The organism is Niabella beijingensis, assembly GCF_020034665.1.
Taxonomy (GTDB): Bacteria; Bacteroidota; Bacteroidia; order Chitinophagales; family Chitinophagaceae; genus Niabella; species Niabella beijingensis.
Window position 1 is genome coordinate 1,237,215 of the sequence record NZ_JAIQDI010000001.1, and the last position, 24,581, is coordinate 1,261,795.

The 24,581-nt window shown below is 48.1% G+C and carries 20 protein-coding genes; 16 read left to right on the top strand and 4 right to left on the bottom strand.

The features are described from left to right. The first annotated feature begins 67 nt into the window (after positions 1-67). A complete protein-coding gene (locus tag K7B07_RS05190) occupies positions 68-3,970 on the top strand; it encodes an AsmA family protein (RefSeq protein WP_223708016.1) in 3,903 nt (1,300 codons plus the stop codon). Between the two features lie 180 nt (positions 3,971-4,150). Here the strand turns inward: K7B07_RS05190 and K7B07_RS05195 are convergent, their stop codons facing one another. Beyond that, on the bottom strand, positions 4,151-5,572 hold the full coding sequence (locus tag K7B07_RS05195; protein ID WP_223708017.1) for a tetratricopeptide repeat protein: 1,422 nt from the start codon (positions 5,570-5,572) through the stop codon (positions 4,151-4,153). 346 nt (positions 5,573-5,918) lie between these two features. On the opposite strand from K7B07_RS05195, the gene K7B07_RS05200 reads away from it, so the two are divergent. Then, positions 5,919-6,278, top strand: a complete 360-nt coding sequence (locus tag K7B07_RS05200) for a hypothetical protein (protein ID WP_223708018.1) — start codon at positions 5,919-5,921, stop codon at positions 6,276-6,278. 36 nt (positions 6,279-6,314) lie between these two features. On the opposite strand, the gene K7B07_RS05205 is transcribed toward K7B07_RS05200, so the two are convergent. Further along, the gene (locus K7B07_RS05205) at positions 6,315-7,880 is read right to left on the bottom strand and encodes a hypothetical protein (protein ID WP_223708020.1); all 1,566 of its coding nucleotides are present in this window, start codon (positions 7,878-7,880) and stop codon (positions 6,315-6,317) included. A gap of 200 nt (positions 7,881-8,080) precedes the next feature. Between K7B07_RS05205 and K7B07_RS05210 the strand changes: the two genes are divergently transcribed. The 14 genes from K7B07_RS05210 to ilvA all read left to right on the top strand — a co-directional run bounded on the left by K7B07_RS05210 (position 8,081) and on the right by ilvA (position 22,796). Then, on the top strand, positions 8,081-9,241 hold the full coding sequence (locus K7B07_RS05210) for a 2-isopropylmalate synthase (protein WP_223708021.1): 1,161 nt from the start codon (positions 8,081-8,083) through the stop codon (positions 9,239-9,241). 76 nt (positions 9,242-9,317) lie between these two features. Continuing rightward, positions 9,318-10,814 (top strand): ATP-binding cassette domain-containing protein, encoded by a 1,497-nt coding sequence (locus tag K7B07_RS05215; protein WP_223708022.1) that lies wholly within the window; start codon positions 9,318-9,320, stop codon positions 10,812-10,814. 1 nt (position 10,815) lies between these two features. Continuing rightward, positions 10,816-11,802 carry an isocitrate/isopropylmalate family dehydrogenase gene (locus K7B07_RS05220; protein WP_223708024.1) on the top strand — a complete coding sequence of 329 codons (987 nt, stop codon included), beginning with the start codon at positions 10,816-10,818 and terminating at the stop codon, positions 11,800-11,802. A gap of 285 nt (positions 11,803-12,087) precedes the next feature. Beyond that, positions 12,088-13,770 (top strand): dihydroxy-acid dehydratase, encoded by a 1,683-nt coding sequence (ilvD, locus tag K7B07_RS05225; protein ID WP_223708026.1) that lies wholly within the window; start codon positions 12,088-12,090, stop codon positions 13,768-13,770. A gap of 33 nt (positions 13,771-13,803) precedes the next feature. Further along, positions 13,804-15,558: a biosynthetic-type acetolactate synthase large subunit gene (ilvB, locus tag K7B07_RS05230; protein WP_223708028.1), complete on the top strand. Its 1,755-nt coding sequence runs from the start codon at positions 13,804-13,806 to the stop codon at positions 15,556-15,558. A 42-nt stretch (positions 15,559-15,600) separates the two neighbouring features. Beyond that, positions 15,601-15,900, top strand: a complete 300-nt coding sequence (locus K7B07_RS05235) for an antibiotic biosynthesis monooxygenase family protein (RefSeq protein WP_223708030.1) — start codon at positions 15,601-15,603, stop codon at positions 15,898-15,900. Then, positions 15,897-16,241, top strand: coding sequence for a cupin domain-containing protein (locus tag K7B07_RS05240; protein ID WP_223708031.1), 345 nt, complete (start codon positions 15,897-15,899; stop codon positions 16,239-16,241). Before K7B07_RS05235 ends, K7B07_RS05240 begins: the two co-directional genes overlap by 4 nt. After that, the gene (locus tag K7B07_RS05245; protein ID WP_223708032.1) at positions 16,234-16,818 is read left to right on the top strand and encodes an O-methyltransferase; all 585 of its coding nucleotides are present in this window, start codon (positions 16,234-16,236) and stop codon (positions 16,816-16,818) included. Before K7B07_RS05240 ends, K7B07_RS05245 begins: the two co-directional genes overlap by 8 nt. A gap of 15 nt (positions 16,819-16,833) precedes the next feature. Beyond that, the gene (ilvN, locus tag K7B07_RS05250) at positions 16,834-17,421 is read left to right on the top strand and encodes an acetolactate synthase small subunit (RefSeq protein ID WP_223708033.1); all 588 of its coding nucleotides are present in this window, start codon (positions 16,834-16,836) and stop codon (positions 17,419-17,421) included. Positions 17,422-17,425: 4 nt separating this feature from the next. Continuing rightward, positions 17,426-17,803: a glyoxalase superfamily protein gene (locus K7B07_RS05255; RefSeq protein WP_223708034.1), complete on the top strand. Its 378-nt coding sequence runs from the start codon at positions 17,426-17,428 to the stop codon at positions 17,801-17,803. A gap of 3 nt (positions 17,804-17,806) precedes the next feature. After that, complete coding sequence (locus K7B07_RS05260; protein WP_223708035.1) at positions 17,807-18,268, top strand: DinB family protein; 462 nt, start codon at positions 17,807-17,809, stop codon at positions 18,266-18,268. 70 nt (positions 18,269-18,338) lie between these two features. Then, entirely contained in the window at positions 18,339-19,820 is a 1,482-nt protein-coding gene (ilvC, locus tag K7B07_RS05265; RefSeq protein WP_223708036.1) for a ketol-acid reductoisomerase, read from the top strand. Between the two features lie 98 nt (positions 19,821-19,918). After that, complete coding sequence (locus tag K7B07_RS05270; protein WP_223708038.1) at positions 19,919-21,370, top strand: ATP-binding cassette domain-containing protein; 1,452 nt, start codon at positions 19,919-19,921, stop codon at positions 21,368-21,370. A gap of 178 nt (positions 21,371-21,548) precedes the next feature. Next, positions 21,549-22,796, top strand: a complete 1,248-nt coding sequence (gene ilvA / locus K7B07_RS05275) for a threonine ammonia-lyase IlvA (protein WP_223708040.1) — start codon at positions 21,549-21,551, stop codon at positions 22,794-22,796. 12 nt (positions 22,797-22,808) lie between these two features. On the opposite strand, the gene K7B07_RS05280 is transcribed toward ilvA, so the two are convergent. Then, positions 22,809-23,504, bottom strand: a complete 696-nt coding sequence (locus K7B07_RS05280; protein ID WP_223708041.1) for a hypothetical protein — start codon at positions 23,502-23,504, stop codon at positions 22,809-22,811. A gap of 1 nt (position 23,505) precedes the next feature. Then, positions 23,506-24,498 (bottom strand): hypothetical protein, encoded by a 993-nt coding sequence (locus K7B07_RS05285; RefSeq protein ID WP_223708042.1) that lies wholly within the window; start codon positions 24,496-24,498, stop codon positions 23,506-23,508. Between the last annotated feature and the right edge of the window lie 83 nt (positions 24,499-24,581).

A 24,581-nucleotide genomic window follows, 5' to 3' on the forward strand; every position in this document is an offset into this window, starting at 1 on the left:
GTTATACTTTTGTTTAATGAAATCATTCAACTTTTTTCATTATTTTTAAGTATAAACCAACAACAGTTTGAAAACCCGTATCCGCCTGAAAGATTTACCACGCCTGAACCTCCGGTTCAGGAGAATACGCTATCGTTTCTGGCTTATTGTTCTTGGTATTGTAGCTACTGCTATCACCGCATTTAACTTCTGGTTTATCGATCACGCGGAATCGGCGCTGGAACAGATCGTGGAACGCCAGTCGAAGGGAAAGCTGAAACTCAAGGTTGATAAATTCAAATTCAACTGGATCAAAAACAAGATCGAACTGCAGAACGCATTATTTTATTCAACAGACAGCACTGCCCGATCGGTTTACAATGTAAATGTCAAACGCATTACGGTAAAGGCCCGCGGCTTTTTACCCCTGTTGTTCAAAAAACAGATCCTCATTGATTCCATCCATCTCTATACACCGGCAGTGACCATTACCCGGATGAACCGGCGCTCCAGGCGGGCGGGCAGGAACGCCAATGATGAAAATTTCTCCGTGGCGCTGGAAATGGGAAAAGTGTCCAACTCCATCAATGATGCGATCAATGAACTACAGATCAACCGGTTCATCCTGAATGACGGTAGCCTTTCACTGATCGACAATACCAAACCAGCAGAAATGCCGTTTGTGGTCAATAAGATCGATATGCGGCTGGACGGTCTTCAGGTAGACAGCACCACCAGCAGGAAGAACAGCAATTCCGACGAAAAGATCCCTTTTACCGATGAGATCTATATCCGCTCCCACGATCAGAACATTATCTTCCCCGGTAACCGCTATATGCTGAGCTTTAAAAACTTTAAGTTCACGCTGCAGGATCAGCGGGTGGAGTTTGACAGCTGCACCATAAGAGGCACCAAAGACGACAGTTCAAAAAGCGCGTTTAAGATCTATTTTGATAAATTAAGACTGACCAATATAAATTTCGACACGCTTTATCATGAGGAAGTGGTACAGGCGGATTCGGTTTACAGCACCAACCCCAATATTTTCCTCGATATCGACAGCGATCAGAAAACATCCCGCCGGAACAATAAAAAGATCCAGAAGATCGATGACCTGCTGCAGCAGCTGTTCGGGGATGTGATGCTGAACTACGTTATCGTGCAAAATGCCGGCATCAATATCAATACCATCCGCAAGGGAAAGGTCAACACCTTTACCTCCACAAATAACAATTTTGAATTACAGGGGCTGATGATCCGGCAGAGTTATGATCAGGCGGTAAAGGTGGATAAATTCCTTATGACCCTCCACAACTATGAAACAAAACTACAGGATGGCCGGTATGCGCTGGCATTTGACAGTGTCCAGTTCCTCAATGATGCGATCAACCTTACCAAATTCTCCTTTAAGGAATACAACAAGGGAAAGATCATCAACAACGTGCAGATGCCGCGGTTTGAGCTCCGGGGGCTTTCCTGGGAATCCCTGCTCTATGATAATTTTTTCAGTGCCAACAGTGCCTTGTTCCTGAACCCTGAAATACAATACACATTAACCCCGCAAAAAACGAAAAAGGATAAAAGCATTTTCCAGACCCTCACCAATATAGGAGCGATCATGAACCTGGATGCGCTTGCAATAGAGAACGGCAATATCCATCTTAACCTGGGGAAGAACGCTACATTAAAACTCAATGACGCCAACCTTTCCGTAATGCCGGAGGAACTGACCGCATCAAAGAAGGTCAAGCACATCCAGCACTCCATCAAAGTTTTTAATTTTGGTAAAGGCGTCTATCAGAAAGGGCCGCTGACGGTAACATTTAACCGGGCAGCCCTGGAAGACAATGGCATCAGGGCCGCCAGTATTGCGGTGAGAGGTAACGGGGTCCATGCCGACGTCAACAATACAAGGCTCCGGGATATGGTCCTCGACAGTACCAACCAGCGGTTGTCGCTTTTTGGCATCCGTTGGGGAAGCGCCGCGATCCGCATGGACCAGCCGGTAGCGCCGGGGAAACCGGCAAAAAAAGAGCCGCTTGCCCAGTTCGTTATAAAGGACCTCAAAGGAAGCAATACCTCCCTGCAATTCAATGATGGCAGCAGGGAGGTCAAAGGCTATTTTACCACCCTTGCTGTGGACGAATTTTATAAAAACAAAAAGAATGCGGTACAGTTACAGGGACTTTCCCTCTCGGGAAATAATTTTGTTATGACCGGCCCGGATCAGCGGCTGTCGGTGGACGAGATCTCTATAGCCGACCGGTCGAGCAGCATCCTCCGCAATTTTTCATTTGAAAAAAGTACCGCTACGGATTCCATCCGCATACAGATCCCAACAATCGCTTTTATCCCGGAAGTTAACCGGATGGTGAATGGCCACCTGGAACTGCAGCAGCTTACACTTAGCGATCCGGACATTACCGGGCATTTCGGGCAAAAAGACAGCAGCAGCGCGGGCGAGAAAAACAAAACACCTGACATCCTGCTCGGGGAGGTGTTGTTGCAGCGGCCAAAACTGGAACTGCGTTTTGTAAACAAAAAAAATCAGACCAATACCATCAGCTGGGATGGCGTTCCGGAAAACAGTTACCTGCGTCTTAAAAAGTTCAGCTCCTCCGCGCAGTCCCTGCTTGATGTAAATGAACTGGAAGCCTACCTTACCAACTTTGAGTTTTTGAACAACAGCAACGGAAAACGGTTCGCCACCAACTACAACCGATTCAATATCCTGCTGTCCGGTTTGAAAGCAGGAAAAAATGAAGACGGGAAACTGGACTGGAGCACCCTGCTGAGCGTCCGCTCCATGGACAAGCTGGTATTTGACAGTCTGGGTAAAAAGAATGCCGTTCTGAAGCTGGATAAAGGTGACGTGCGGAATGTAGCCCTCAGCTCCGGATCGCTCCGGAATATTGCAGAGGTCATCCAGGCAAGCGACCGCCTGTATATCGGTAATGCCTCAGGAAGCTATACTACCGGCAAGAACCAGCTCGACTGGTATAATTTTAATCTGGACAAGGGCTTTTTCAAGGTGGATTCCCTCAGCCTGGTACCTGTTCAAAGTATTGAAGATTATAAAAAGGCAAAAGCCTTTAATGAAGATTATCTCCGCCTGCATACAGGAGCCATCAGCGGCGGGCCTTTTGACCGGCTGGCCTATGGCAGTGACAGTATCCTTAAAATCGGCAACCTGAATGCGGATGCTGTCCGGCTGCTTTCGTTCAAGGATAAGACACAACCGGATACCGCAAAGAAATACAAAGCGCTGCCCGTACCGCAGATACTGAAAATACCGATAAAGATCAATATTGATACGGTGGGTATTTCAAACGCATACGTGGAATACTGGGAGATCAATCCGCAGACCGATACCCTGGGTATCATCCCGGTTTATGAGCTCAATGCATCCCTTTATCCCGTGAGGAATTATGACCTGCATCCAACCGACAGCCTTTACATCCAGGCAAGGGCAAAGGTGCTGGGGGCAATGGACACCCGTCTGGATGTACAGGAGTCATATACCGATAGTCTCGCCCGCTTCCGCATGCAGCTGCATACCGGCGCGCTGGATCTGAAAAAATGGAACGCCGCGTTACTTCCCCTTGTAGGCGCGGAAGTTTTGGGAGGATACCTCGACAGCCTGAACATGACCGCAGCCGGTAACGAGGACTATTCAAAAGGATCCATGCAAATGTATTACCAGGGGCTGAAGTTACGGCTGATGAATAAAGACGACCTCACTAAACAAAGTTTTAAGAATAAAGTGATCAGCTGGGCGGCCAATGCCCTCATCCTCCGCAAAAACAACAGAGGTAAAAATGCCCCGGTTTTCTTTGTACGCCTGAAGGATAAATCCCCCGTTAACTTTTTTATCAAATCCATCCTGGAAGGCATTAAATCCAGCATTGGCATACCTGGCGCCAAAAGAAAGGAACGCCGGTACATGAAACGGGTAAAAAGATTACAGCAAACCAAACACCGGAACAGCTGAGCACGCCCGGCGCAATCAACCACAGCCGGCAACGTAACAATGTCACTTTATCTCATCTGAAAGAAGAACTTCCGTTTAATTCCGGGAAAGCATTAAATCGCCAACCTTATCGCGCCTGCATTATCAAGAATTGCTCCATCCTGTGCCAGATCCGGTATCCGGATATCTAAAGACTAAAGCCTACTTCCGTTTCACCTTTACGATCAACGCAGTTACGGCCGGCCGCTGTAGCAGCGCCGGTTCCACTTCCAGTATCTTCTTCAGCTGGCGGGGTGCTTTCACAAGGCCTTCTTCCAGTTCCAGCAGTGCCTGTTTCGACTGGCCCAGACCAAAGCAGAACAGGGCCTTGTAATAATGAAATAACGGCTTATCGGCACCGATCCGCAGGATGGCATTCTGAACCTGCTCCAGCCCCTGGTCAAACTGTTCTGCCTTATAAAGTCCGATCAGCAATGCCTCCCACCCCATCATCAGTTTGGGACGCAGCCGCACCACATTGAGGAAGTATTGCAATGCTTCCCGCTGCTGGCCCAGGGCCAGCTTGCTCTGCCCCATCAGCAAGAGGTATTCGGGATTGTTATTCTTGATCTTCAGTGCGGATTCCAGCTGGCGGACACAGAGCTCGAATTTATCCTCCTTATAGTAGGTAAGCGCCATTTTATAGAATAAGACGCTTTTGTCGTCATTTAAATGTGAGGCTTTGCGGAAATAAAAACGCGCCTGGGCATAGTTCTTCAGTTTTTCGTAACAATACCCGATGGCCTCGTAGATCACATCTTCCGGTTTTGCGAGTTCCAGTACCCGCTCGAGGTGTTCGATAGCATCTTTATATTTCCGCAGACGGATGTACGCATCACCGATATTGCGGTAGGCATAATCGAATTTCTCATCGATGGCGATAGCATATTTATATGCATCTATTGCTTTTTCGTACAGCTTGATCCCCTGATACGATGCACCCAGATTGAACCAGGCCAGCTCGCAGTAAGGAAATTCATTGATGATCTTCTGATGCAACTCAATGCTCTCTGCATTACGGCCGGTGTAGTCGGTCCAGAAACAGATCTTGTACAGGGCTTCTTCATTGGCCGGTTCCAGCTCAAGGATCCATCTCAGGCAATCAAATACCTTATCGAAGCTTTCATAGTCGTCGTAAACATCGGCCAGCTCAAAAAGCAGCTCGATCTTCTCATCGCCTTCAAAAAGGTTGAGCGCCTCTTCCAGCAATACCACCGCCTCTTCCTGCCGGTCGAGCGCCAGGAATGCTTCCGTCTTCAGAATATAGATGTCGATGTTGTTGCCATCAAATATGGAGGCCTTATCCAGCAGTTCCAGTGCCGTATCGTAGGCACGGTTATTTAAAACAAGGTCGGCCTTCTTTATCAGCAGCCCGGCTGAATACGGGAATTGCTCGATGGCGATCTCTGTTGCATTTAACGCCTTTTTAAATGCCTCTTTCGACTCAAAATAATTGATAACCCGTTCAAATTCTTCTTCTTCAAGGTAGGATGCGGATTGGCCGGTTTTAAGGTTTTCATAGCGTTGTAATAATTCGTCCATGTCTTCCCTCCGCTCTTCACTCTGATTCGAATACTCTCTCATACTGCTCATTTATTATATTATCAAAACCACTAAATCCCCTATTTTGTTTCAATATAGGAAAAAAGCCCCATACCCCCCGGTTACAAGTTTTCCTCCGGTGTGCAAAACTTACTGGTAAGAGGTAATTTCAGGCCCCTTTGTTGCATCAAAAATTAATATACTGATAATAAGCATATTATACAAAAAACAGTCTGAATTCCCTATTAAAGATTTTCCAAAAAAGCACTGTTAACGGTTATTTATTATCCATCGTATGACAAAATGGGTTAAAAAAAAATTAAAATTTTCAAATCTTACAATTATATTATAACTTTGCATTAGTTTAAATTATCAAAAGGCATTAAAAATGTTAAAAACCTTCTTACTTACTGTGCTTTGTGTCCTGGCTGTAGGGGGTGCTTCGTTTGCTGCCGAGAATACCGTTACCGATGTGGATCATGGAAAGGATAAACCGAAAAACGGCTATGTGGCAGAGAACAAATTTGAAAAAGAGCTTTCCTCTTTTTCCCTCCGGTCGGACTATCAATACAGAGGCGATCGTGTTCTGACGAACACCAGCACAACGAATAATAACTACATCAACCTCAATAACACGATTTCTTATCAGAAAGGGACCAATACCTATTTTGTTCCCTATAAGAAAAAAGTGGTATTAAACCGGTTCACTTTTAATCCGAACGAATCGCTCAGGAATTTCAACCGGTAGAGGCACTAAATTATTTCAACGAAACGCTCCTTTTTATCAGGGAGCGTTTTTTTTGCTAAGGCGGCTCTCGCGCAGGTATTTTTTACGGATCACATCCTGAACATTGATGCCGGACAACTTGCTTTCGAGCCAGCTGATCACGTCCAGATAGGCAAATGCCCTTGCCTCCAGCCGGTTATTCTGATAGCGTTTCAGTTTGACCAGCAGTTTTTCGAATTCCGGTTTTATGGTGCGGGTGTTAAATTTAAAGGCATTTCTCAGAAAGCGGAACATCTCCTCTTCCACCTTGCTGAGGTTCTCCATTTTTGCCATATAACGGTATACCGATTTGATGAGGTATTCCAGCAGGTCAAAATTACCCAGTTCGTAATGGGCGATCAGGTGCAGCAGCCGGGAGTAACACTGCAGATCGGTGCGCAGGTCATCCTTCTGATGAATGATCCGGTTGAGGTAATCGATCGCTTTTTTATTGTTGCCGCTTCCAAAATACAAACAGGCGATCTTGTAATAGAACACCATTACCCGGTGCCGGTCCAGGTAGCGGCCATGCTCAATGAGCATTTCCTCCAGGTAAGGCACCATCTTCAGTCCTCTGTGAAAAGTGCCTTCCAGAAAATGAAGGTTGATCACTGCCGTATAAAGGTAAACGTAGCCGTTAATGCGGTTGTTATTATTGTCCTGCACCAGCGGCGTCTGCACAAAATGCTTGAACTTTTTGATACAGGCGGCCAGACCGTCCCGGTTCATCAGATCGAAATGGGCGCTCATCAGGTTATGTACGCCTTTGATGTACATGGTGGTTTCTACCTGAATCATCTGCGGCTCTGCCTCAAAAGAATCCACCCATTTCTGGCAATAGCGGTAGAAGGCCAGGAAATCCAGTTTTATAAAAGCGTACCAGGCATAGCTCTGGTAATAATACTGCTTCTCATAAAACCCTTCCAGTTGTACCGCATTCCGGGGCAGGCTCTTTTCAAAAAAGAGCTTTACGGTTTTCACATCGTTTTCATTGCGGGCATGCCCGTTCTGGATGTACCAGCTGTACAATTGAAGAGCAAGGTTGGAAAGCGTATTGATATGAGCGATCTTTTCAATTACAGCATCTGCTTCCTCAGCCAGTTCGTCGGCACGGTTCTGAATGCTGCGGGTAATATAAAGGCCCTCGATCTTCTTTTCAAAAAAAAGTGCCTGCTGCAGATAGGTCATCTGGTGATAGGTGCGCGCTACTTCTTTGGCCCGGTCCAGTGCTTTGAGTGTTTGAAGATAAAGTCCTTTATTAAAAAGGATCCGGGCACTGTCCATGATTTCACGCAGTTGCATATCAACGTTCTTGTCTTCCCTGATGATCCGCAAACTGCTTAGTATCTGTTTGTATAAAAGAGCCTTGGTATTGGAAAGCTGCTGCTTGCTTACGGCAGGGACCCTTTTCAGCAGCACTTTCTCATCGTATTCCGGCAATTTATCCAGGGCATTAAAAAGCTGCATGCTCTTTAATGACTCTGCTCCGGAATTGCGGCCTGCAAAAAGTTTCAGGTTCCGTTTTTCCGATTTTTCCAGTGATTTTATCAGTTGAAATAATGCGTCTGTCGACCTACTGGGCATCGTAATTTACACCTCCTTTTAATATTGATTATCAATCAATTACAATTCATCAATTCCCTTTATTCAATGTAAGTAGTTCCGCAAATTGGTTTCCCGATTTTATAATATGGGGGTATTTTTAAGAATATTACAAATATCGCTTTCCGATGTTGCGGATTGGGTCATTGAAAATAACAATTCTAAATTAAATAAATTGAATTATGGCGGATAACAAGGTTTTTATTTTTGACACTACATTAAGAGACGGAGAACAGGTACCCGGTTGTAAGTTAAATACCGAAGAGAAGATCAAACTGGCGCTTAAACTCGAAGCTCTTGGCGTAGACGTTATTGAAGCCGGTTTCCCCATTTCGAGCCCGGGCGATTTTGCTTCCGTGGAAGAGATCTCCAAAGTGGTTAAAAATGCAACGGTATGCGGTCTTACACGTGCAGTGCAAAAGGACATTGAAGTAGCTGCGGCGGCGCTGAAGCCTGCTGTACGTCCCCGGATCCACACCGGTATCGGATCGTCCGATAACCATATCAAATACAAGTTCAATACCACGCGCGAAAATATTATTGAAAGGGCCGTAGCCGCGGTAAAGCTGGCCCGTAACCTGGTTCCGGATGTGGAATTTTTTGCCGAAGATGCAGGCCGTGCCGATCTTCAGTTCCTGGCACAGCTGGTGGAAGCGGTGATTGGTGCCGGTGCTACGGTGGTAAACATTCCCGATACTACCGGCTCCTGCCTGCCGCATCAGTATGCAGAAAAATTCGCTTACCTGCTGCAGCATGTATCCAATGCCGATAAGGCGATCTTCTCCTGCCATTGTCATAATGATCTCGGTCTTGCAACCGCCAATTCCATCGCAGGTGCCATCGCCGGAGCCCGGCAGATCGAGTGCACCATTAACGGGATCGGTGAACGTGCCGGGAACACTTCCCTGGAGGAAGTGGTAATGGCCATTAAAAAGCATCCGGAGCTGGACCTGTACACTGATGTGGACACCACACAATTACTCCCGATGAGCCACCTCGTGGCCGAAACCATGCGGATGGTCGTCCAGCCCAATAAGGCCGTCGTCGGCGACAATGCCTTTTCGCATTCATCGGGCATACACCAGGACGGTTTTTTAAAGGAGTCGACCACTTACGAAATCATTGCGCCGCATGAAGTGGGTGCCGATACTTCCCGTATCGTGCTCACCGCGCGCAGCGGCCGCAGCGCACTCGCCTACCGTTTCAAAAACCTGGGATATGAATTCGACCGTAACCAGGTTGATGCCCTGTACCAGCAATTCCTGAATGTAGCCGATGCAAAAAAAGAAGTAGGCGACAATGACTTAAAAGAAATGGCAGAGAAAGTAAAAACAATCGCATAATATTTTTGATACCGCCCCGCAGTAAAGGGTTATATACCGGAGACCAGCAGCGGATATCACTATCGGGACATAAGCAATGGAAGGTTACTGCAGCATCATATTGAACCATGTAACGGTAAAACAGTCCGGAAAATCTTTACTGAATAACATCTGCTTTACCCTGGAGGCAGGTGAGCACCTGGCCGTTTTTGGCGCCAGCGGCAGTGGTAAATCATTGCTGGCAAAAGCCCTGAAAGGAGCGATCTTCCATACCGGTACCATTGAATATAAAAAGAAGGGGGTCGCTGTAAACCCGATTGTGGCCTATGTTCCGGCCGCATATCCCCTCAAGGCCAGATCCGGTGTTTCCGGTTTCTATTACCGGCAGCGTTTTAATACCTGTACTGCCGGAGACGCCGCTACCCTTAATACAGAACTCTCACAGAAAGGCGATGCCGCCACCATCACCCGCTGGCTTGAAACATTCCAGCTGCTGCACCGCCGCAATACGCCGCTGATCCGGTTGTCTCACGGCGAACTGAAAAAAATGCAGCTGATCCGTCATCTGCTTACCAATCCGGATATTCTTATCCTCGACCGCGTATTTACAGGTCTGGATGCAAAAAGCAGGAAAGTGTTGCATACCGTGCTCAACCAGCTGGCAGCAACGGGCATCACGATCATCCTTATTACAGACAGTCATGAGCTGCCGGCCTCTATTACCCATTTTGCGGAAATGTCGAACGGCACAGTGATCAATTATACCCCGGTGGAACAGCTCGGGTTTATGAAATCGATGCAGCCCCGGAAACTGAACGCATCACTTCCTTCCCTTAAAAAGGCCTATCACATCGGTCCGCTGTTGTCCATGAAAGATGTTACCATCCGTTATGGCAACAATACCTTGCTTAACAATATCAACTGGCAGGTGAACAATGGCGAATGCTGGCTGATAAAAGGACATAACGGAGCAGGAAAATCGCTGTTGCTCAGCCTGATCAACGGCGATCATCCGCAGGCATATTCGCAGCACATTTACCTGTTCGGAAAGAGACGCGGCAGCGGCGAAAGCATCTGGGACATTAAGAGCCGCATCGGTTTTGTATCACCGGAGCTGCAGCATTTCTTTGACCCGGCTACCACCATCTTCCAGGCAGCAGGATCGGGTTTCTTTGATACCATCGGACTGTTCAGAAAGCTCAGCGACGCGCAGGTACAAAAGATAAACGAGTGGCTGTCCTTCTTTTCGCTGCAGGACAAAGCACAGCTTCCGCTGGCAGCGCTGTCTGGCGGAGAACAGCGCCTGGTGCTGATTGCGCGGGCACTGATCAAAGATCCGCTGATGCTGGCACTGGATGAGCCCTGCCAGGGGCTGGATGACAGCCAGTCGAAGATGGTAATACAGTTGCTGGACCGCATTCATAAGGAAACCGGGATGACATTGCTGTTCATCAGTCACTACGAAGACGAAGTTCCTTCCTGTGTTAAAAATATCATGGAGCTGGACAAGGGAGTACCTACGATCTATAAAAGTGTGGCCCCTGCCGCTTTTGCCAAACCCAGACATCACACCTTAACCCACCGGGTATCATAAAATGAAAAAGAAAATCACGATCATAGAGGAAACGGGTGCAGCCGGAGAGGTAACCGCGCAGGCGGTGAAAGTGCTGAGCGCCGTGGCCGAACAATATGATCACTACTTCGAGGGATCGGGCATCCGCCTTGCGGAAACACCGCCGTTCTTTTCCGAAAATGCCGCAGCGGCCGCAACCGGCAGTGATGCGCTTCTGTTCAGCGGCACCGCTACCGAACAGGCGATCAAAAAAACATTCCCGTTAGTGGCAATGGTGCAGCCGGTTGCCGTTTATCCTCCCCTTCAGCACCTCTCCCCCTTAAAGCCCCGGCACAGTGAGGGAATGAACCTGCTGATCTACCAGGACCAGGCGGCAGCAACAGATGAAAACAGCCGGCTCCGTATTGCGCAATCGGCAGTACAGCAGGCTGCCAACCGGAAGAAAAAGATAAGCATTGTTGCAGAACCGGAAAGCAGCAGCAGCTGGCAGCAGGTTTTTGAGAAGATCGGCAAGACCACGACGGAAATCCATCTGGAGCAGGTACCGCTTCAGACCGCCTGGGACCTGCTGCTGCAACAGCCGGCGGAATTTGACATCATTGTTACAGATGCAGCTGCAGGTTATTACCTGTTCAGCCAGGCAGCAGCAATCAGCGGCGCCCGGTTGATGATCCCTTCCGTACGAGTGACGGAAGCTGTTCCGTTCTTTGGTCCGGCCTTTGGATTCGATCAGCAAAACGAGAACAATAAAAGCAATGCCAATCCCGTTGGAGCGATCCTGTCGGTGGCAATGATGCTCGATTACTTCGGATTGCATGAAGAAGCGCTGATCATCAGGACGGCGATCAACTGGACCTTACTCCACGGATTTGTATCAAAAGATATTGATGCTGTAAACAATTATTCAACCGGCACCATCGGTGACCTGGTAAGTGATTTTATACGCGGAACCATACCCGGTTTTGCAAAAGGCGAAAATATGGCGTTGCAGAAATCAACGATCATATAGTCCCGCTCCCTGTAGTTCTTTTATATAGTTCAAAAATTTTCTCCCGGGAAAAATTTTGATCACAACAAATGAGGCTTTATATTCGCAGAAAGCTCCTTCATTTTATGACCGGCAATTTCAACACAGGCAGTTTCTTTTCCCGCAATATTATTGTGGTGATTGTCAGCGTCATTTTGCATCAAAATGGAGGAGGGTATATCATCTGAAACAATAACATTTTTCAAATAGAACCCGCCTCCGACAAGGCGGGTTTTTTATTTATTATTAAATCATAAGTTAAACGGCATGACAGAGTTAAACAAGTATTCCAAAACCATTACGCAGGATCCTACACAACCCGCGGCACAGGCACAGCTGTATGCACTGGGCTTAACAGAAGAAGACTTAAAGAAAGCACAGGTCGGGATCGTCAGCATGGGCTATGACGGCAATCCCTGTAACATGCATCTGAACGACCTTGCAAAACATGTGAAGGATGCGGTCTGGAAGCAGGACCTGGTCGGTTTAACTTTTCACACCATCGGCGTAAGTGATGGTATGAGCAATGGTACGGACGGAATGCGCTACTCCCTGGTGAGCCGGGATGTGATCGCTGATTCTATTGAAACCGTATGCGGGGCACAATACTACGACGGGCTGATCACTGTACCGGGATGCGATAAAAATATGCCGGGCTCCATCATCGCCATGGGCCGCCTCAACCGCCCTTCCATTATGGTGTATGGCGGTACCATTGCACCGGGACATTATAAGGGGCAGGACCTGAACATTGTATCTGCCTTTGAAGCGCTGGGGCAAAAGATCGCCGGACAGCTGGACGAAGCCGATTTTATGGGCATTGTAAAAAACAGCTGCCCCGGCGCCGGTGCCTGCGGCGGTATGTATACGGCGAATACCATGGCCTCCGCTATTGAGGCAATGGGAATGAGCCTCCCCTACTCCAGCAGCAATCCTGCGCTGAGTGAAGAAAAAAAGAAGGAATGCGCCGCTGCGGGTGAAGCGATCCGCCTGCTGCTGGAAAAAGATATCAAGCCCCGGGACATCATGACCCGGCAGGCCTTTGAAAATGCCATTGTGGTGATCATGGTGCTGGGCGGAAGCACCAATGCCGTACTGCATTTGCTGGCCATGGCCCGCAGCGTGGATGTACCGCTGACCCAGGATGATTTCCAGGCGATCAGCAACCGCATTCCCGTACTTGCGGATTTCAAACCCAGCGGTAAATACCTGATGGAAGACCTGCACAATAAGGGTGGTGTTCCCGCGGTGATGAAATACCTGCTGAAAAAAGGATTGATCGATGGCAGCTGTTTAACCGTTACCGGTAAAACAATTGCCGAGAACCTGGAGACCGTACCGGATCTGGATTTTGAAAGCCAGGATATTGTTCATCCGCTGGAAAATCCCATAAAAGCTACCGGGCACCTGCAGATCCTTTATGGCAATCTTGCAGAGAAAGGAAGTGTTGCAAAGATCAGCGGAAAAGAGGGCGAAAAATTCACCGGTCCGGCCCGTGTATTCGACGGGGAGAAAAACCTGATCGCAGGTATCTCCAGCGGAAAGGTAAAGTCCGGTGACGTGGTTGTTATCAAAAATGAAGGGCCAAGGGGCGCTCCCGGTATGCCCGAAATGCTGAAGCCCACGTCCGCCATCATCGGTGCCGGTCTTGGAAAAAACGTGGCACTTATCACCGATGGCCGCTTTAGTGGCGGAACGCATGGTTTTGTAGTTGGTCATATTACCCCGGAAGCATTCGAGGGCGGTCTTATCGGTTTTGTACAGGACGACGATCAGATCGAAATTGATGCAGTAAATAATACCATCACCTTACAGGTGCCGGAAGAAGAGATCGCAAAACGGAAGGCCGGCTGGAAACAACCGCCGTTAAAAGTGAACCGCGGTATCCTTTACAAATATGCCAAGCTGGTAAAGGATGCTTCCCAGGGCTGCGTAACCGATGAAGATTAATAACAATAACGACTCTTACAAAACAAAAATATTATGGAAACAATCCAGATCACCGATACAGAAAATAAAACCGCAGCAGCTGAAGGCATAAAACCCGGCACCACCATTTCGGGAAGCCAGGCCCTGCTGGAAGCGCTGATCGCGGAAGGCGTATCCACTATTTTCGGATACCCCGGCGGCGCCATTATGCCCATCTATGATGCGCTTTACGATTATACAAAAAAACTGGAGCACATCCTGGTACGACATGAACAGGGAGGCATACATGCAGCGCAGGGCTTTGCCCGTACCAGCGGCAGAACGGGTGTGGTATTTGCCACGAGCGGTCCCGGCGCCACCAACCTGGTTACCGGTCTGGCCGATGCACAGATCGACTCCACACCACTGGTATGTATCACCGGCCAGGTATTTGCCCATCTGCTGGGAACAGATGCTTTCCAGGAAACAGATGTGATCAATGTAACCATGCCGGTTACCAAATGGAATTACCAGGTTACCGATGCCAATGAGATCCCTCATGTGCTGGCCAAGGCCTTCTATATCGCCCGCAGCGGCCGTCCCGGTCCGGTGCTGGTAGATATTACCAAGAATGCGCAATTGCAGCAGTTTGAATACCCCGGGTATCAGAAATGCAATCATGTGCGCAGCTACCGTCCCAAACCGATCGTACGTAAAGAATATATTGCCGAAGCGGCAAAACTGATCAACAGTGCCGAAAAGCCTTTTGTGATCTTTGGACAGGGGGTTATTTTAGGTCAGGCAGAGAATGAATTCAAAGCCTTTATCGAGAAGGGAAATCTTCCCGCGGCATGGACCATCATGGGTGAAAGCGCACTGCCTACCGATCACTCCCTGGGAGTGGGCATGCTGGGTATGCACGGGAACTATGGCCCGAATGTACTGACCAATGAGTGTGATGTACTGATCGCCGTAGGGATGCGTTTTGATGACCGGGTGACCGGACGCCTGGACAAATATGCCAAACAGGCCAAAGTGATCCACCTCGACATTGATCCCGCAGAAGTGGATAAGAACGTAAAGACTACGGTGCCGGTTTGGGGCGACTGTAAAGAAACCCTGCCCCTGCTTACCGCACTGATCGAAAAAAAGGAGCACAGCAGCTGGCTGAAGGAGTTTGCAAAATATGCTGCAGAAGAAGACAAAGAATGTATCCAGCCGGAAATGCATCCGGAAACTGACGTGATGTCGATGGCGGAGGTAATGGCCACCTTAAACGAGCTTACGAAAGGCGACGCGGTGATCGTCACCGATGTCGGCCAGCATCAGATGGTCGCCTGCCGCTATGCCAAATTCAATAAGACCCGCAGCAACGTAACTTCCGGCGGCCTGGGAACCATGGGCTTTGGACTGCCTGCGGCCATCGGCGCAAAATACGGCGCTCCCGACAGAACCGTAGTGGCCATCATCGGAGACGGTGGTTTCCAGATGACCTTACAGGAGCTGGGAACCATTATGCAGTTTGGTGCAGCAGTAAAGATCCTGATCCTGAACAATGAATTTCTTGGAATGGTACGCCAGTGGCAGCAACTGTTCCACGACCGGCGTTATTCCTTTGTAAATATTACCAGCCCGGATTTTGTGGCACTGGCAAAATCTTATAGCATCGAAGGTCAGTCCATCGATCAGCGTTCCGATCTCAAAGCAGCCCTCAGGACAATGCTGGAGCACGACGGAGCGTATTTACTGGAAGTTAAAGTGGGCAAAGAGAACAATGTATTCCCGATGGTGCCGCAGGGCAGCAGTGTAGCGGAGATCCGGTTGAAATAGCCGCAGTGAAAAGCAATAGTTAAAAGTAAAAAGTGAAAGGGGATGGTAACAGAAATTGCGATATTGAATATCCGGCCGGGAATGGGCGGCGCTTTTGAAGCTTCCTTTGAGCAGGCCCGGAATATCATCCGCTCCATGAAGGGGTATTTGCAACACGAGTTACTGAAATGCATGGAAGAAGCCGATAAATATATTTTAATCGTACAGTGGCAACATCTGGAAGACCATACGGAAGGATTCAGAAAAAGCAGTGAATACCAGGAATGGAAAAAGCTCCTGCATCATTTTTATGATCCCTTTCCTGTTGTGGAACATTATCAAGGAACAGCTAAAGCAGCATGAACCAGGAATTTAAAATAGGGTTGTTCAATGGCTTACAGCAATTGAAAAATTCGGGAAAGGAATTCATCCCGCTTTTCAATCATGGTTCTTTAGAAGTGGAATTGTATAAGCCGGACAAAAAAGATCAACAGCAGCCGCACAAAAAAGATGAGGTATACATTATCGCTTCAGGAACGGCCCGGTTTATCAACGATCAGGAAATTGTTGAAGTGGTACAAGGAGATTTTTTATTTGTTGCTGCGGGCAAAGAACATCGTTTTTTTGAATTCAGCGAGGACTTTTCAACCTGGGTAATCTTTTATGGTCCGGCAGGCGGAGAAAAAGCAAGCATTAATGAATAACATTAACAATATACCGGCGCAATATCATACCATTGTTCACAGAACAAAGGAGCTGGGGTTTGATATGCCCTCCGACCTGCAGACCGGTTCGCTGCTTTGCACGCTGACAGCATCCAGACCCGGCGGCCGGATGCTGGAATTAGGTACCGGTACGGGTTTGGCCACTTCCTGGATCCTTAATGGCATGGACCCGAAATCCCGGCTGATCTCTGTCGACAATAATGCTTTATTGATCAATGTTGCGCAGGAACAGTTAAAGGACGAACGGGTTGAATTTGTATGTGCGGACGGTTATGAATGGATCGCTGCTTATAACGATGAAAAATTTGATCTCCTATTTGCCGATGCCATGCCGGGTAAATATGACCTGTTCGACGAAACCTTTGCACTCCTGAATACCGGCGGGATCTATTTTATCGACGACATGCTGCCCCAGCCCAACTGGCCGGAGGGGCATGCACAAAAGGTGGCGGCTTTTATCACAATGCTTGAGTCAAGAACAGATCTTGTGCTTACAAAGCTGAGCTGGTCCACCGGGATCATCATCGCCACAAAAACTTCAAACATCAAACTTTAAACATCAAACATTGAAATGAAACAACAATATACCATTACAGTTTACGCGGAAGATCAGATCGGGCTGCTGGCCCGGATCACCATTATTTTCTCAAGGCGGAAAATTAACATCGACAGTCTGAACACTTCTTCTTCAGAGATCCCCGGTATCCACCGGTTCAATATTGTTATTGACGAAACAGAAGAAGTGGTAAAAAAACTCTGTAAGCAGATCGAAAAACAGGTGGAAGTGCTGAAAGCCTATTACAACCTGAACAGCGAGATCATCTGGCAGGAACTGGCGTTGTACAAAGTGCCTACGAACCAGGTGACCGAAAAGATGATCGTAGAGCGCATCCTGCGAGAATACGGCGCCCGTGTGGTTTCCATCAACAGCGACTATACTGTTTTTGAATGTACCGGGCACCGGGAAGAAACCGAAAAGCTCGTGAAACTGTTTGAAGAATACGGGCTCATCGAATTTGTACGCGGCGGCCGGGTAGCCATTATCAAGAGCAGTGAAGGCTTCCATAAAAAGATCAAGGAGTTTGAAGCCCGCGAACCGGGAGAAGAAGTGATCGAGAACGAATTCCTGAATGAACAGGATAAAGTATTCAGCATGTAACAATATGACCGCAGATAAGACCATACCCGTATTGCGTATCTTCGACTATGATAAAGCCATCGAGTTTTATGTCGGCTGGCTGGGCTTTAAAATTAATTTTGAACATACTTTTCACGAAGGAGCACCCCGATATATTGAAGTAGAGCGAGACGGCATCTTGCTGCACCTAAGTGAGCATCATGGCGACGGCACCCCCGGCACCCATGTATTTGTATGGTGCACCGGTTTAAAGGCATTTCACAGCGAACTCATCAACAAACCATACAAATACAACCGACCCGGCCTGGAAGAAACCTTTTATGACGCCTGGTGTGTTACGGTCAACGATCCTTTTAACAACAGGATATCTTTTAACGAAAAAATGTCCGGAGATAAAAATTAAATCATGTACCTACTTAATATCATTGACAGCATCCGGCGAAAAGCGATCGCCCTTATAAAAGAAACGCCGCTTGAACAACTCAACCAGATACCTGCCGGCTTCAATAACAATATGATCTGGAATTTTGGCCACCTGGTGGTCAGCGGTTACAGCCTGGTATTTAAAGCCACTGAAGTAGATCCCAATTTCATTATTCCGCTGCAGGACACTTACAAAAAAGGCAGCAGGCCCTCCGTTCCTGCTACGCAACAGGAGGTTGATGAGCTGATCGCCTTGTCAGACACCTTCACTTTAGCCGTAAAAGAAGCCCTTGATGCCAACCGCTTCCAGGATATTACAGCGTATACTACTGCCACCTTTGGCCTGACGGTTACCACTATCGAAGAAATGCTGATTACCGTAGCGGCGCATGATACCCTGCACTGGCAGGCGATGCGGGACTATAAACGAATTTTCAATTCGTAAATACTAAACAACAAATCCGAGATCTGAAATCTCAAATCTCAAAATCGTAAATACTAAATATCAAATAACAATGGCAAATTACTTTAACACACTACCCCTGAGGGAACAGCTGAACCAACTGGGTGTTTGTGAATTTATGAGCAACGACGAGTTCCTGGACGGCGTGGATGCATTAAAAGGAAAAAAGATTGTGATCGTCGGTTGCGGTGCTCAAGGCTTGAACCAGGGCTTAAACCTAAGAGATAGTGGTCTGGATGTTTCTTACGCGTTGCGGAAAGAAGCCATAGAAGAAAAAAGAGCCAGCTGGAAAAACGCAACCGATAACAATTTTAATGTGGGCACTTACGAAGAACTGATCCCCGGTGCAGACCTGGTGATCAACCTGACGCCCGACAAACAACATACCAGTGTTGTAAGCGCCGTGATGCCATTGATGAAACAGGGTGCTACCCTTTCTTATTCCCATGGCTTCAACATCGTTGAAGAAGGCATGCAGATCCGTAAAGATCTTACAGTAATTATGGTGGCGCCCAAAAGCCCGGGCAGCGAAGTGCGGGCCGAGTACCTCCGTGGCTTCGGCGTTCCCACGCTTATTGCCGTACACCCGGAAAATGATCCCGAGGGCAAAGGCCTTGAACAGGCAAAAGCTTACTGCGTAGGTACCGGCGGACATCGTGCCGGTGTATTGCGCTCTTCTTTTGTAGCAGAGGTAAAATCCGATCTGATGGGTGAGCAAACCATCCTTTGCGGACTGCTGCAAACCGGTTCCATTCTTTCCTTCGACAAAATGATCGAAAAAGGTATTGATCCGGGCTATGCTTCCAAACTGGTGCAATATGGTGTGGAAGTAATCACCGAGGCACTGAAGCATGGTGGTGTTACCGGTATGATGGACCGGCTGAGCAATCCCGCAAAGATCAAAGCCTTCCGGATCTCAGAAGAACTGAAAACCATTATGCGTCCTTTGTTCCAGAAGCACCAGGACGATATCATGAGCGGCGAGTTCAGTCGCGTTATGATGGAAGACTGGGCGAATGGAGATGCCAACCTGCTGAAGTGGCGGGCTGAAACCGGTGAGACCGCATTTGAAAAAACACCCGCTGGTGAGATGAAGATCGGAGATCAGGAATACTTTGACAATTATACATTGATGGTAGCTTTTATCAAGGCGGGTGTGGAACTGGCCTTTGAAACAATGGTAGAGGCCGGCATCAAACCGGAGTCTGCCTATTATGAATCCTTACACGAAACACCGTTAATTGCCAATACCATAGCACGTAAGAAACTGTTCGAAATGAACCGGGTGATCTCTGATACGGCAGAATACGGCTGTTACCTGTTCGACCAGGCCTGTAAGCCATTGCTGGCGGACTTCATGAAAACCGTGGATACCGACCTGGCAGGGAAGAACTACAATGAAGGAAAGGATGGTGCTGTAGACAACCAGGAACTGGTGGAAGTAAATGAAGCACTTCGTACACACCCTGTAGAGCAGGTGGGCACGGTATTGCGTAAGGCCATGACCGCTATGAAGGCGATCAAAACCGCGTAACAACCGCAAACCCAAGAGACCTAAAGACCTGTAAGGTTTCCCGTCACAGCGGACAGGTTAAACCTTACGGGTCTTATTTATTTTAAAAACTTGCACCCTTGACCTTACTTAATATAGAAGAGCTGTCTGTACATTATGGCTCTAAAACAGTTCTGGACCACCTGTCTCTTACGATAACCCAGGGCGAAAGCTGGGTGATACGCGGCGAAAGCGGAAGCGGCAAAACAACCCTGGCAAAGACGATCGCCGGCCAGGCAAAATATACAGGAACGCTGGACATTCATTTCAATCCGCAAAGCCCCTTGCCTGCAAAAGTATTGTTTGTAGAAAGCTGGTACCGCTTTACCAACCTGGAGGGTGACCGGAATTTTTACTACCAGCAACGGTACAATCATCAGCAAAGAAGAGACACCGTCACCATCGCAAGGGAGCTGGAGCTGTATGGCAAAGAACATGCGCTGAACAACGACCGTTTAAACGAGCTCATCGCCGCACTGGACTATGCCAAAGTACTGGATGAACAGCTTTTTGAGATCTCCAGCGGTGAGCACAAAAAACTGCAGCTGATCAAAGCATTGTGGCTGTGCCCGCAGTTGCTGATCATTGATCAGCCTTATACAGGGCTGGATGTAACCTCACGCGGACGCCTCAATGACCTGCTCAATGAATACACCGTCAGTGATGGCACCCTGCTCCTGATCAGCAATGATGCGGAACTGCCCGCCTGTGTGAACCATTTTGCAGTGCTGAAGAACGGGACTCTTACAACAGGTAATGCAGCAGTTGTTTTTGAAGAGAAGATCTTAAAACCTCTTCCCGGTTTCTTAAAAGCACCGCCGCAGTATACCACGCACACATTGATCCACATGAACGATGTACACGTACACTACGGCGACAAGCAGGTCCTGTCCGGCATCCGGTGGCAGGTAAATGCCGGGGAACGCTGGCTGCTCCAGGGCCATAACGGTTCAGGAAAGTCAACCCTGCTGAGTCTGATCACCGGCGACCATCCCCAGGCATATGCCAATGATATCAGGTTATTCGGCGTACAACGCGGTGGCGGGGAAAGCATCTGGGACATCAAAAAAAGGATCGGTCTCATCTCCCCGGAATTCCACTGGTATTTTGATGCGAACGCCACGGTTCTGCAAAGTCTTGCTTCCGGTTTTTTTGACAGTAACGGCCTTTACCGGCAACTGCGTTATACGCAAAAACAGCAGCTGGATGAGTTGTTGCGGTTCCTGGAGCTCTATGATGTAAAAGATGAACTCCTGGCCACGCTTCCGCTGGGCAAGCAACGGCTGGCCTTACTCGGCCGTACACTCATCAAAAACCCCCAGTTATTGGTTTTGGATGAGCCCTGCCAGGGGTTGGATCAGCAGCAAACGCAATACTTTAATAAACTGGTAGACGAGATCAGCAGGAACGGCGTTACCATCATTTATGTAGGCCATTTTGAAACGCAGCTGCCCGGGTGCCTCACACATAAACTGGTGTTGCAGGACGGCAGATCCCTGCAAAACAGCCATATTGCAACCCAACCCGGATAAGCAGCAGTGTATGCTTTCCCCCGGGGTAATAAAAAACGGTCAAAAGCAGTCGTATTCTTTTTAACTGCCGGAACCCTCACACAGGAAACAGGTACAGTACCTGCCTATAAAGGGTTCTCAGGCAGCGTCTCCTTCAATATTGTACCTTTATCTGCCAATAAAAAGCAAGATCCGCCTCATGCAAGCAACATCCATACACCTCGATTTCCCGGCAGCCACGGCACGCATCAAAGACGTGGTAACGCATACACCGCTGCAATTGAATCTCAACCTTTCCAGGAGGTACGGCTGCAATGTTTATTTAAAAAGAGAAGACCTGCAGGTCGTGCGCTCCTACAAACTCCGCGGCGCCTTTAATATGATGCAGTCGCTTGCCCCTGAAGAACTGGAGAAGGGAGTGGTATGTGCCAGCGCCGGAAATCATGCCCAGGGCGTGGCTTACAGCTGCAACCGCCTGAATGTAAAAGGCGTGATCTTTATGCCGACCATCACACCCAAACAAAAAATCGATCAGACGAAAATGTTTGGAGATACCAATATTGAGATCATCCTTACGGGAGACACTTTTGACGACTGTGCTGCAGCCGCAAAAATCTATACGGAAGAAAAGGGAATGATCTTTATCCCTCCTTTTGATCACGAGCGGGTCATCGAAGGTCAGGGCACCGTAGGTGTGGAGATCTGGGAGGATCTGAAAAAGATCGACCATATCATTATACCCAACGGCGGAGGCGGTCTATGTGCCGGCGTAAGCACCTATATCAAATCGGTAAGTCCTGATACAAAAATAACCGGTGTAGAGCCCGAGGGCGCTCCTTCGATGACACTGGCATTAAAAAGCGGAGGCCCCGTTGAAGTAAAAAGCATCGACCGTTTTGTGGATGGCGCCGCCGTAAAAAAGGTCGGTCAGCTTACCTATTCACTTTGCAAACAGCACCTCGACGACATGCGCCTGGTTCCCGAAGGGAAAATATGCACCACCATCCTCCAGCTTTATAATAAGGATGCGATTGTGGCGGAGCCGGCCGGCGCGCTTTCGATCGCCGCACTGGATCTTATGCAGGATGTCATTAAAGGCAAAAATGTAGTGTGTATTGTAAGTGGCAGCAACAATGACATCGACCGGATGCAGGAGATCAAAGAACGCAGTCTGCAATACGAAGGGCTTAAACATTATTTCCTGGTCAATTTTGCCCAGCGTCCCGGCGCGCTGAAGGTCTTTGTCAATCACGTACTGGGACCGGACGATGACATCACCCGTTTTGAATACATGCAAAAGACCAATAAGGAAAGTGGTCCGGCCCTCATCGGCATTGAGCTGAAAAACCGGGAAGATTACCAGCCCCTGATCAGCAATCTTGAAAAAATGCAGATCGAATTTACTGAACTGAATAAGGATAACACCTTGTTCAGTTACCTGGTATAAGTTTTGTCACTGCTATAATTTCATTTCCTTCTTAAGGTTGCCCTCCACATCAAAGTCCAGCTTTGTATCGCTGCGGCTGCCCTGTATCTGCACATACCAGCCCGCTTCTTCCCTGTTAAGCCGTTTAATGCGCATACAGTTAAAATAAATAAATCCGTTTGTATGGCCTCCCGGGATCCCCTTCAGCTTTTCCCGGGTGATATCGTTGATCTTTTTTGCCGTTGCAAACCGGATACGGTCCAGGGGCATAAAAAAGTCCACTTCGGTCTGTAACTGTCCAATGATCTTTACCGGGGCAGGCTCCTGCCATTTACCGTTAAAGTAAACATAGGTATCCACATTTTCAGTCGTATCCGGATTCTGAATATTAATGGAAATGCGGCCACCCTGAAAATCATAAAAATGAAGTGATTGGTACAACATCAGCTTTTTACCTCTGAACTGCGGCAGGTTTTCCAGTTCCTGCTGGATCCGGTCCAATGCTTCTGCGTCTTCAAAAATGCCCGGCCCTGCCGTTTGTCCTTCTGCATGATCCCGGATGATGACGGTACTGGTACTTGTGGTACTGCTGCCGGTTTCCTGCACCGCTTCTTTTTGAGGTTTGGGGTTCCGGGTTTCTTCAAAGCTTTTGCTGAGCTGCTGACAGGATAAAAATGTCAGTCCGGTTGCCGCACCGGCCAAAAGGCTGAAGTAAAAAGAAGGTTTCATGTTAATCAATGGTTTGTATTTGTTGGGGATCTTCGGGGTTATATAATATTGTTACTGTTTTGCCGGGGGCGATTTCGGGTATTTTTAGCAGATCGACGATCTTTTTAAAAGAAGCCTGAAGGATACGCCCCCTGTCTCCTTCGAACTCGATGTGGAAAAGCACCTGTGGCTGCTCATTGATGTATAAACCGGTCTGCGAAGTACTGATAATGGTAGCGGTTGCGGTTTTACCATAAAGCAGCAGGCGGGATGTCTGTGACCTGACGCCTGCTTTCTTCCGGATCAGGCTGTAAACCAGCAGTTCGATTGTAATGATAAAGGCGATCAGTATAAAGGGGTGGCTAAAACCCAGATAGCGCCAGCCGTATCCCCGGCTTTCCCGGGTATAGGAATAGACCAGCAATGACGGCGGTATCAGCAGCAGGAGAAGCAGCACAAAAACAACAATGCCCATAATGGTCCGGTTCCATTGAAACCCTTTGCCCTCCACCATCACAGGCGGATTGCCTGCATCCAGGCTGAGGATCAGCGGCACCGATTTACCCGGAGCAAACCGGTTCATCAGCGGGTTGGAGTCCACAATATCCAGTGAGGTTTCCACTTCTGCATTGGCATAGTTCCGGAAAGAAACCCTTAGCAGGAGCAATTCATTCCCACCCATCTGTTGTGCCACCTGTTTTTGAAGCACGGTGCCTTTTGCATGCCTTCCTTCGCGCAGCAGCCGTTCCAGCCGGTGTTTTTTCCGGAACTGATCCAATATGAAATTGTTCACAAAAAGCCACAGGGCCAGCAGCCACAAAAAACAACCGGTCCCCAGCCAGGTAAATGCTGCTGTTGCAGACTGATCAGGAGCGCTAAGTGCCCATTCACCGCCCGCATAGTGGATGATCAGCGGAAGGCCGATGGTCATAAAAAGTGTGAATGCAACAAAAAAGAACAGCAGGAACCGGAGACCACCGAGACCGGGTATCGCTTTATTTGGAGAAGGCGTCATAATTAAATTTAATGTTTTTGGTGTAAATGCGCCAAACAATTAAAAAAAGCGCTCGATGATAAAAAAACAAAAAGAATTTAAAT

Excerpts from the sequence above, each read along its gene's own strand:
- ilvA (WP_223708040.1), top strand. The coding sequence starts at position 21,549 with ATGCAAGCAACATCCATACACCTCGATTTCCCGGCAGCCACGGCACGC.
- K7B07_RS05220 (WP_223708024.1), top strand. The coding sequence starts at position 10,816 with ATGAAAAAGAAAATCACGATCATAGAGGAAACGGGTGCAGCCGGAGAG.
- ilvN (WP_223708033.1), top strand. The coding sequence starts at position 16,834 with ATGAAACAACAATATACCATTACAGTTTACGCGGAAGATCAGATCGGG.
- K7B07_RS05285 (WP_223708042.1), bottom strand. The coding sequence starts at position 24,498 with ATGACGCCTTCTCCAAATAAAGCGATACCCGGTCTCGGTGGTCTCCGG.
- K7B07_RS05235 (WP_223708030.1), top strand. The coding sequence starts at position 15,601 with ATGGTAACAGAAATTGCGATATTGAATATCCGGCCGGGAATGGGCGGC.
- K7B07_RS05195 (WP_223708017.1), bottom strand. The coding sequence starts at position 5,572 with ATGAGAGAGTATTCGAATCAGAGTGAAGAGCGGAGGGAAGACATGGAC.
- K7B07_RS05245 (WP_223708032.1), top strand. The coding sequence starts at position 16,234 with ATGAATAACATTAACAATATACCGGCGCAATATCATACCATTGTTCAC.
- K7B07_RS05215 (WP_223708022.1), top strand. The coding sequence starts at position 9,318 with ATGGAAGGTTACTGCAGCATCATATTGAACCATGTAACGGTAAAACAG.
- K7B07_RS05200 (WP_223708018.1), top strand. The coding sequence starts at position 5,919 with ATGTTAAAAACCTTCTTACTTACTGTGCTTTGTGTCCTGGCTGTAGGG.
- K7B07_RS05255 (WP_223708034.1), top strand. The coding sequence starts at position 17,426 with ATGACCGCAGATAAGACCATACCCGTATTGCGTATCTTCGACTATGAT.
- ilvB (WP_223708028.1), top strand. The coding sequence starts at position 13,804 with ATGGAAACAATCCAGATCACCGATACAGAAAATAAAACCGCAGCAGCT.
- K7B07_RS05280 (WP_223708041.1), bottom strand. The coding sequence starts at position 23,504 with ATGAAACCTTCTTTTTACTTCAGCCTTTTGGCCGGTGCGGCAACCGGA.
- K7B07_RS05260 (WP_223708035.1), top strand. The coding sequence starts at position 17,807 with ATGTACCTACTTAATATCATTGACAGCATCCGGCGAAAAGCGATCGCC.
- ilvC (WP_223708036.1), top strand. The coding sequence starts at position 18,339 with ATGGCAAATTACTTTAACACACTACCCCTGAGGGAACAGCTGAACCAA.
- K7B07_RS05205 (WP_223708020.1), bottom strand. The coding sequence starts at position 7,880 with ATGCCCAGTAGGTCGACAGACGCATTATTTCAACTGATAAAATCACTG.
- K7B07_RS05240 (WP_223708031.1), top strand. The coding sequence starts at position 15,897 with ATGAACCAGGAATTTAAAATAGGGTTGTTCAATGGCTTACAGCAATTG.
- K7B07_RS05210 (WP_223708021.1), top strand. The coding sequence starts at position 8,081 with ATGGCGGATAACAAGGTTTTTATTTTTGACACTACATTAAGAGACGGA.
- ilvD (WP_223708026.1), top strand. The coding sequence starts at position 12,088 with ATGACAGAGTTAAACAAGTATTCCAAAACCATTACGCAGGATCCTACA.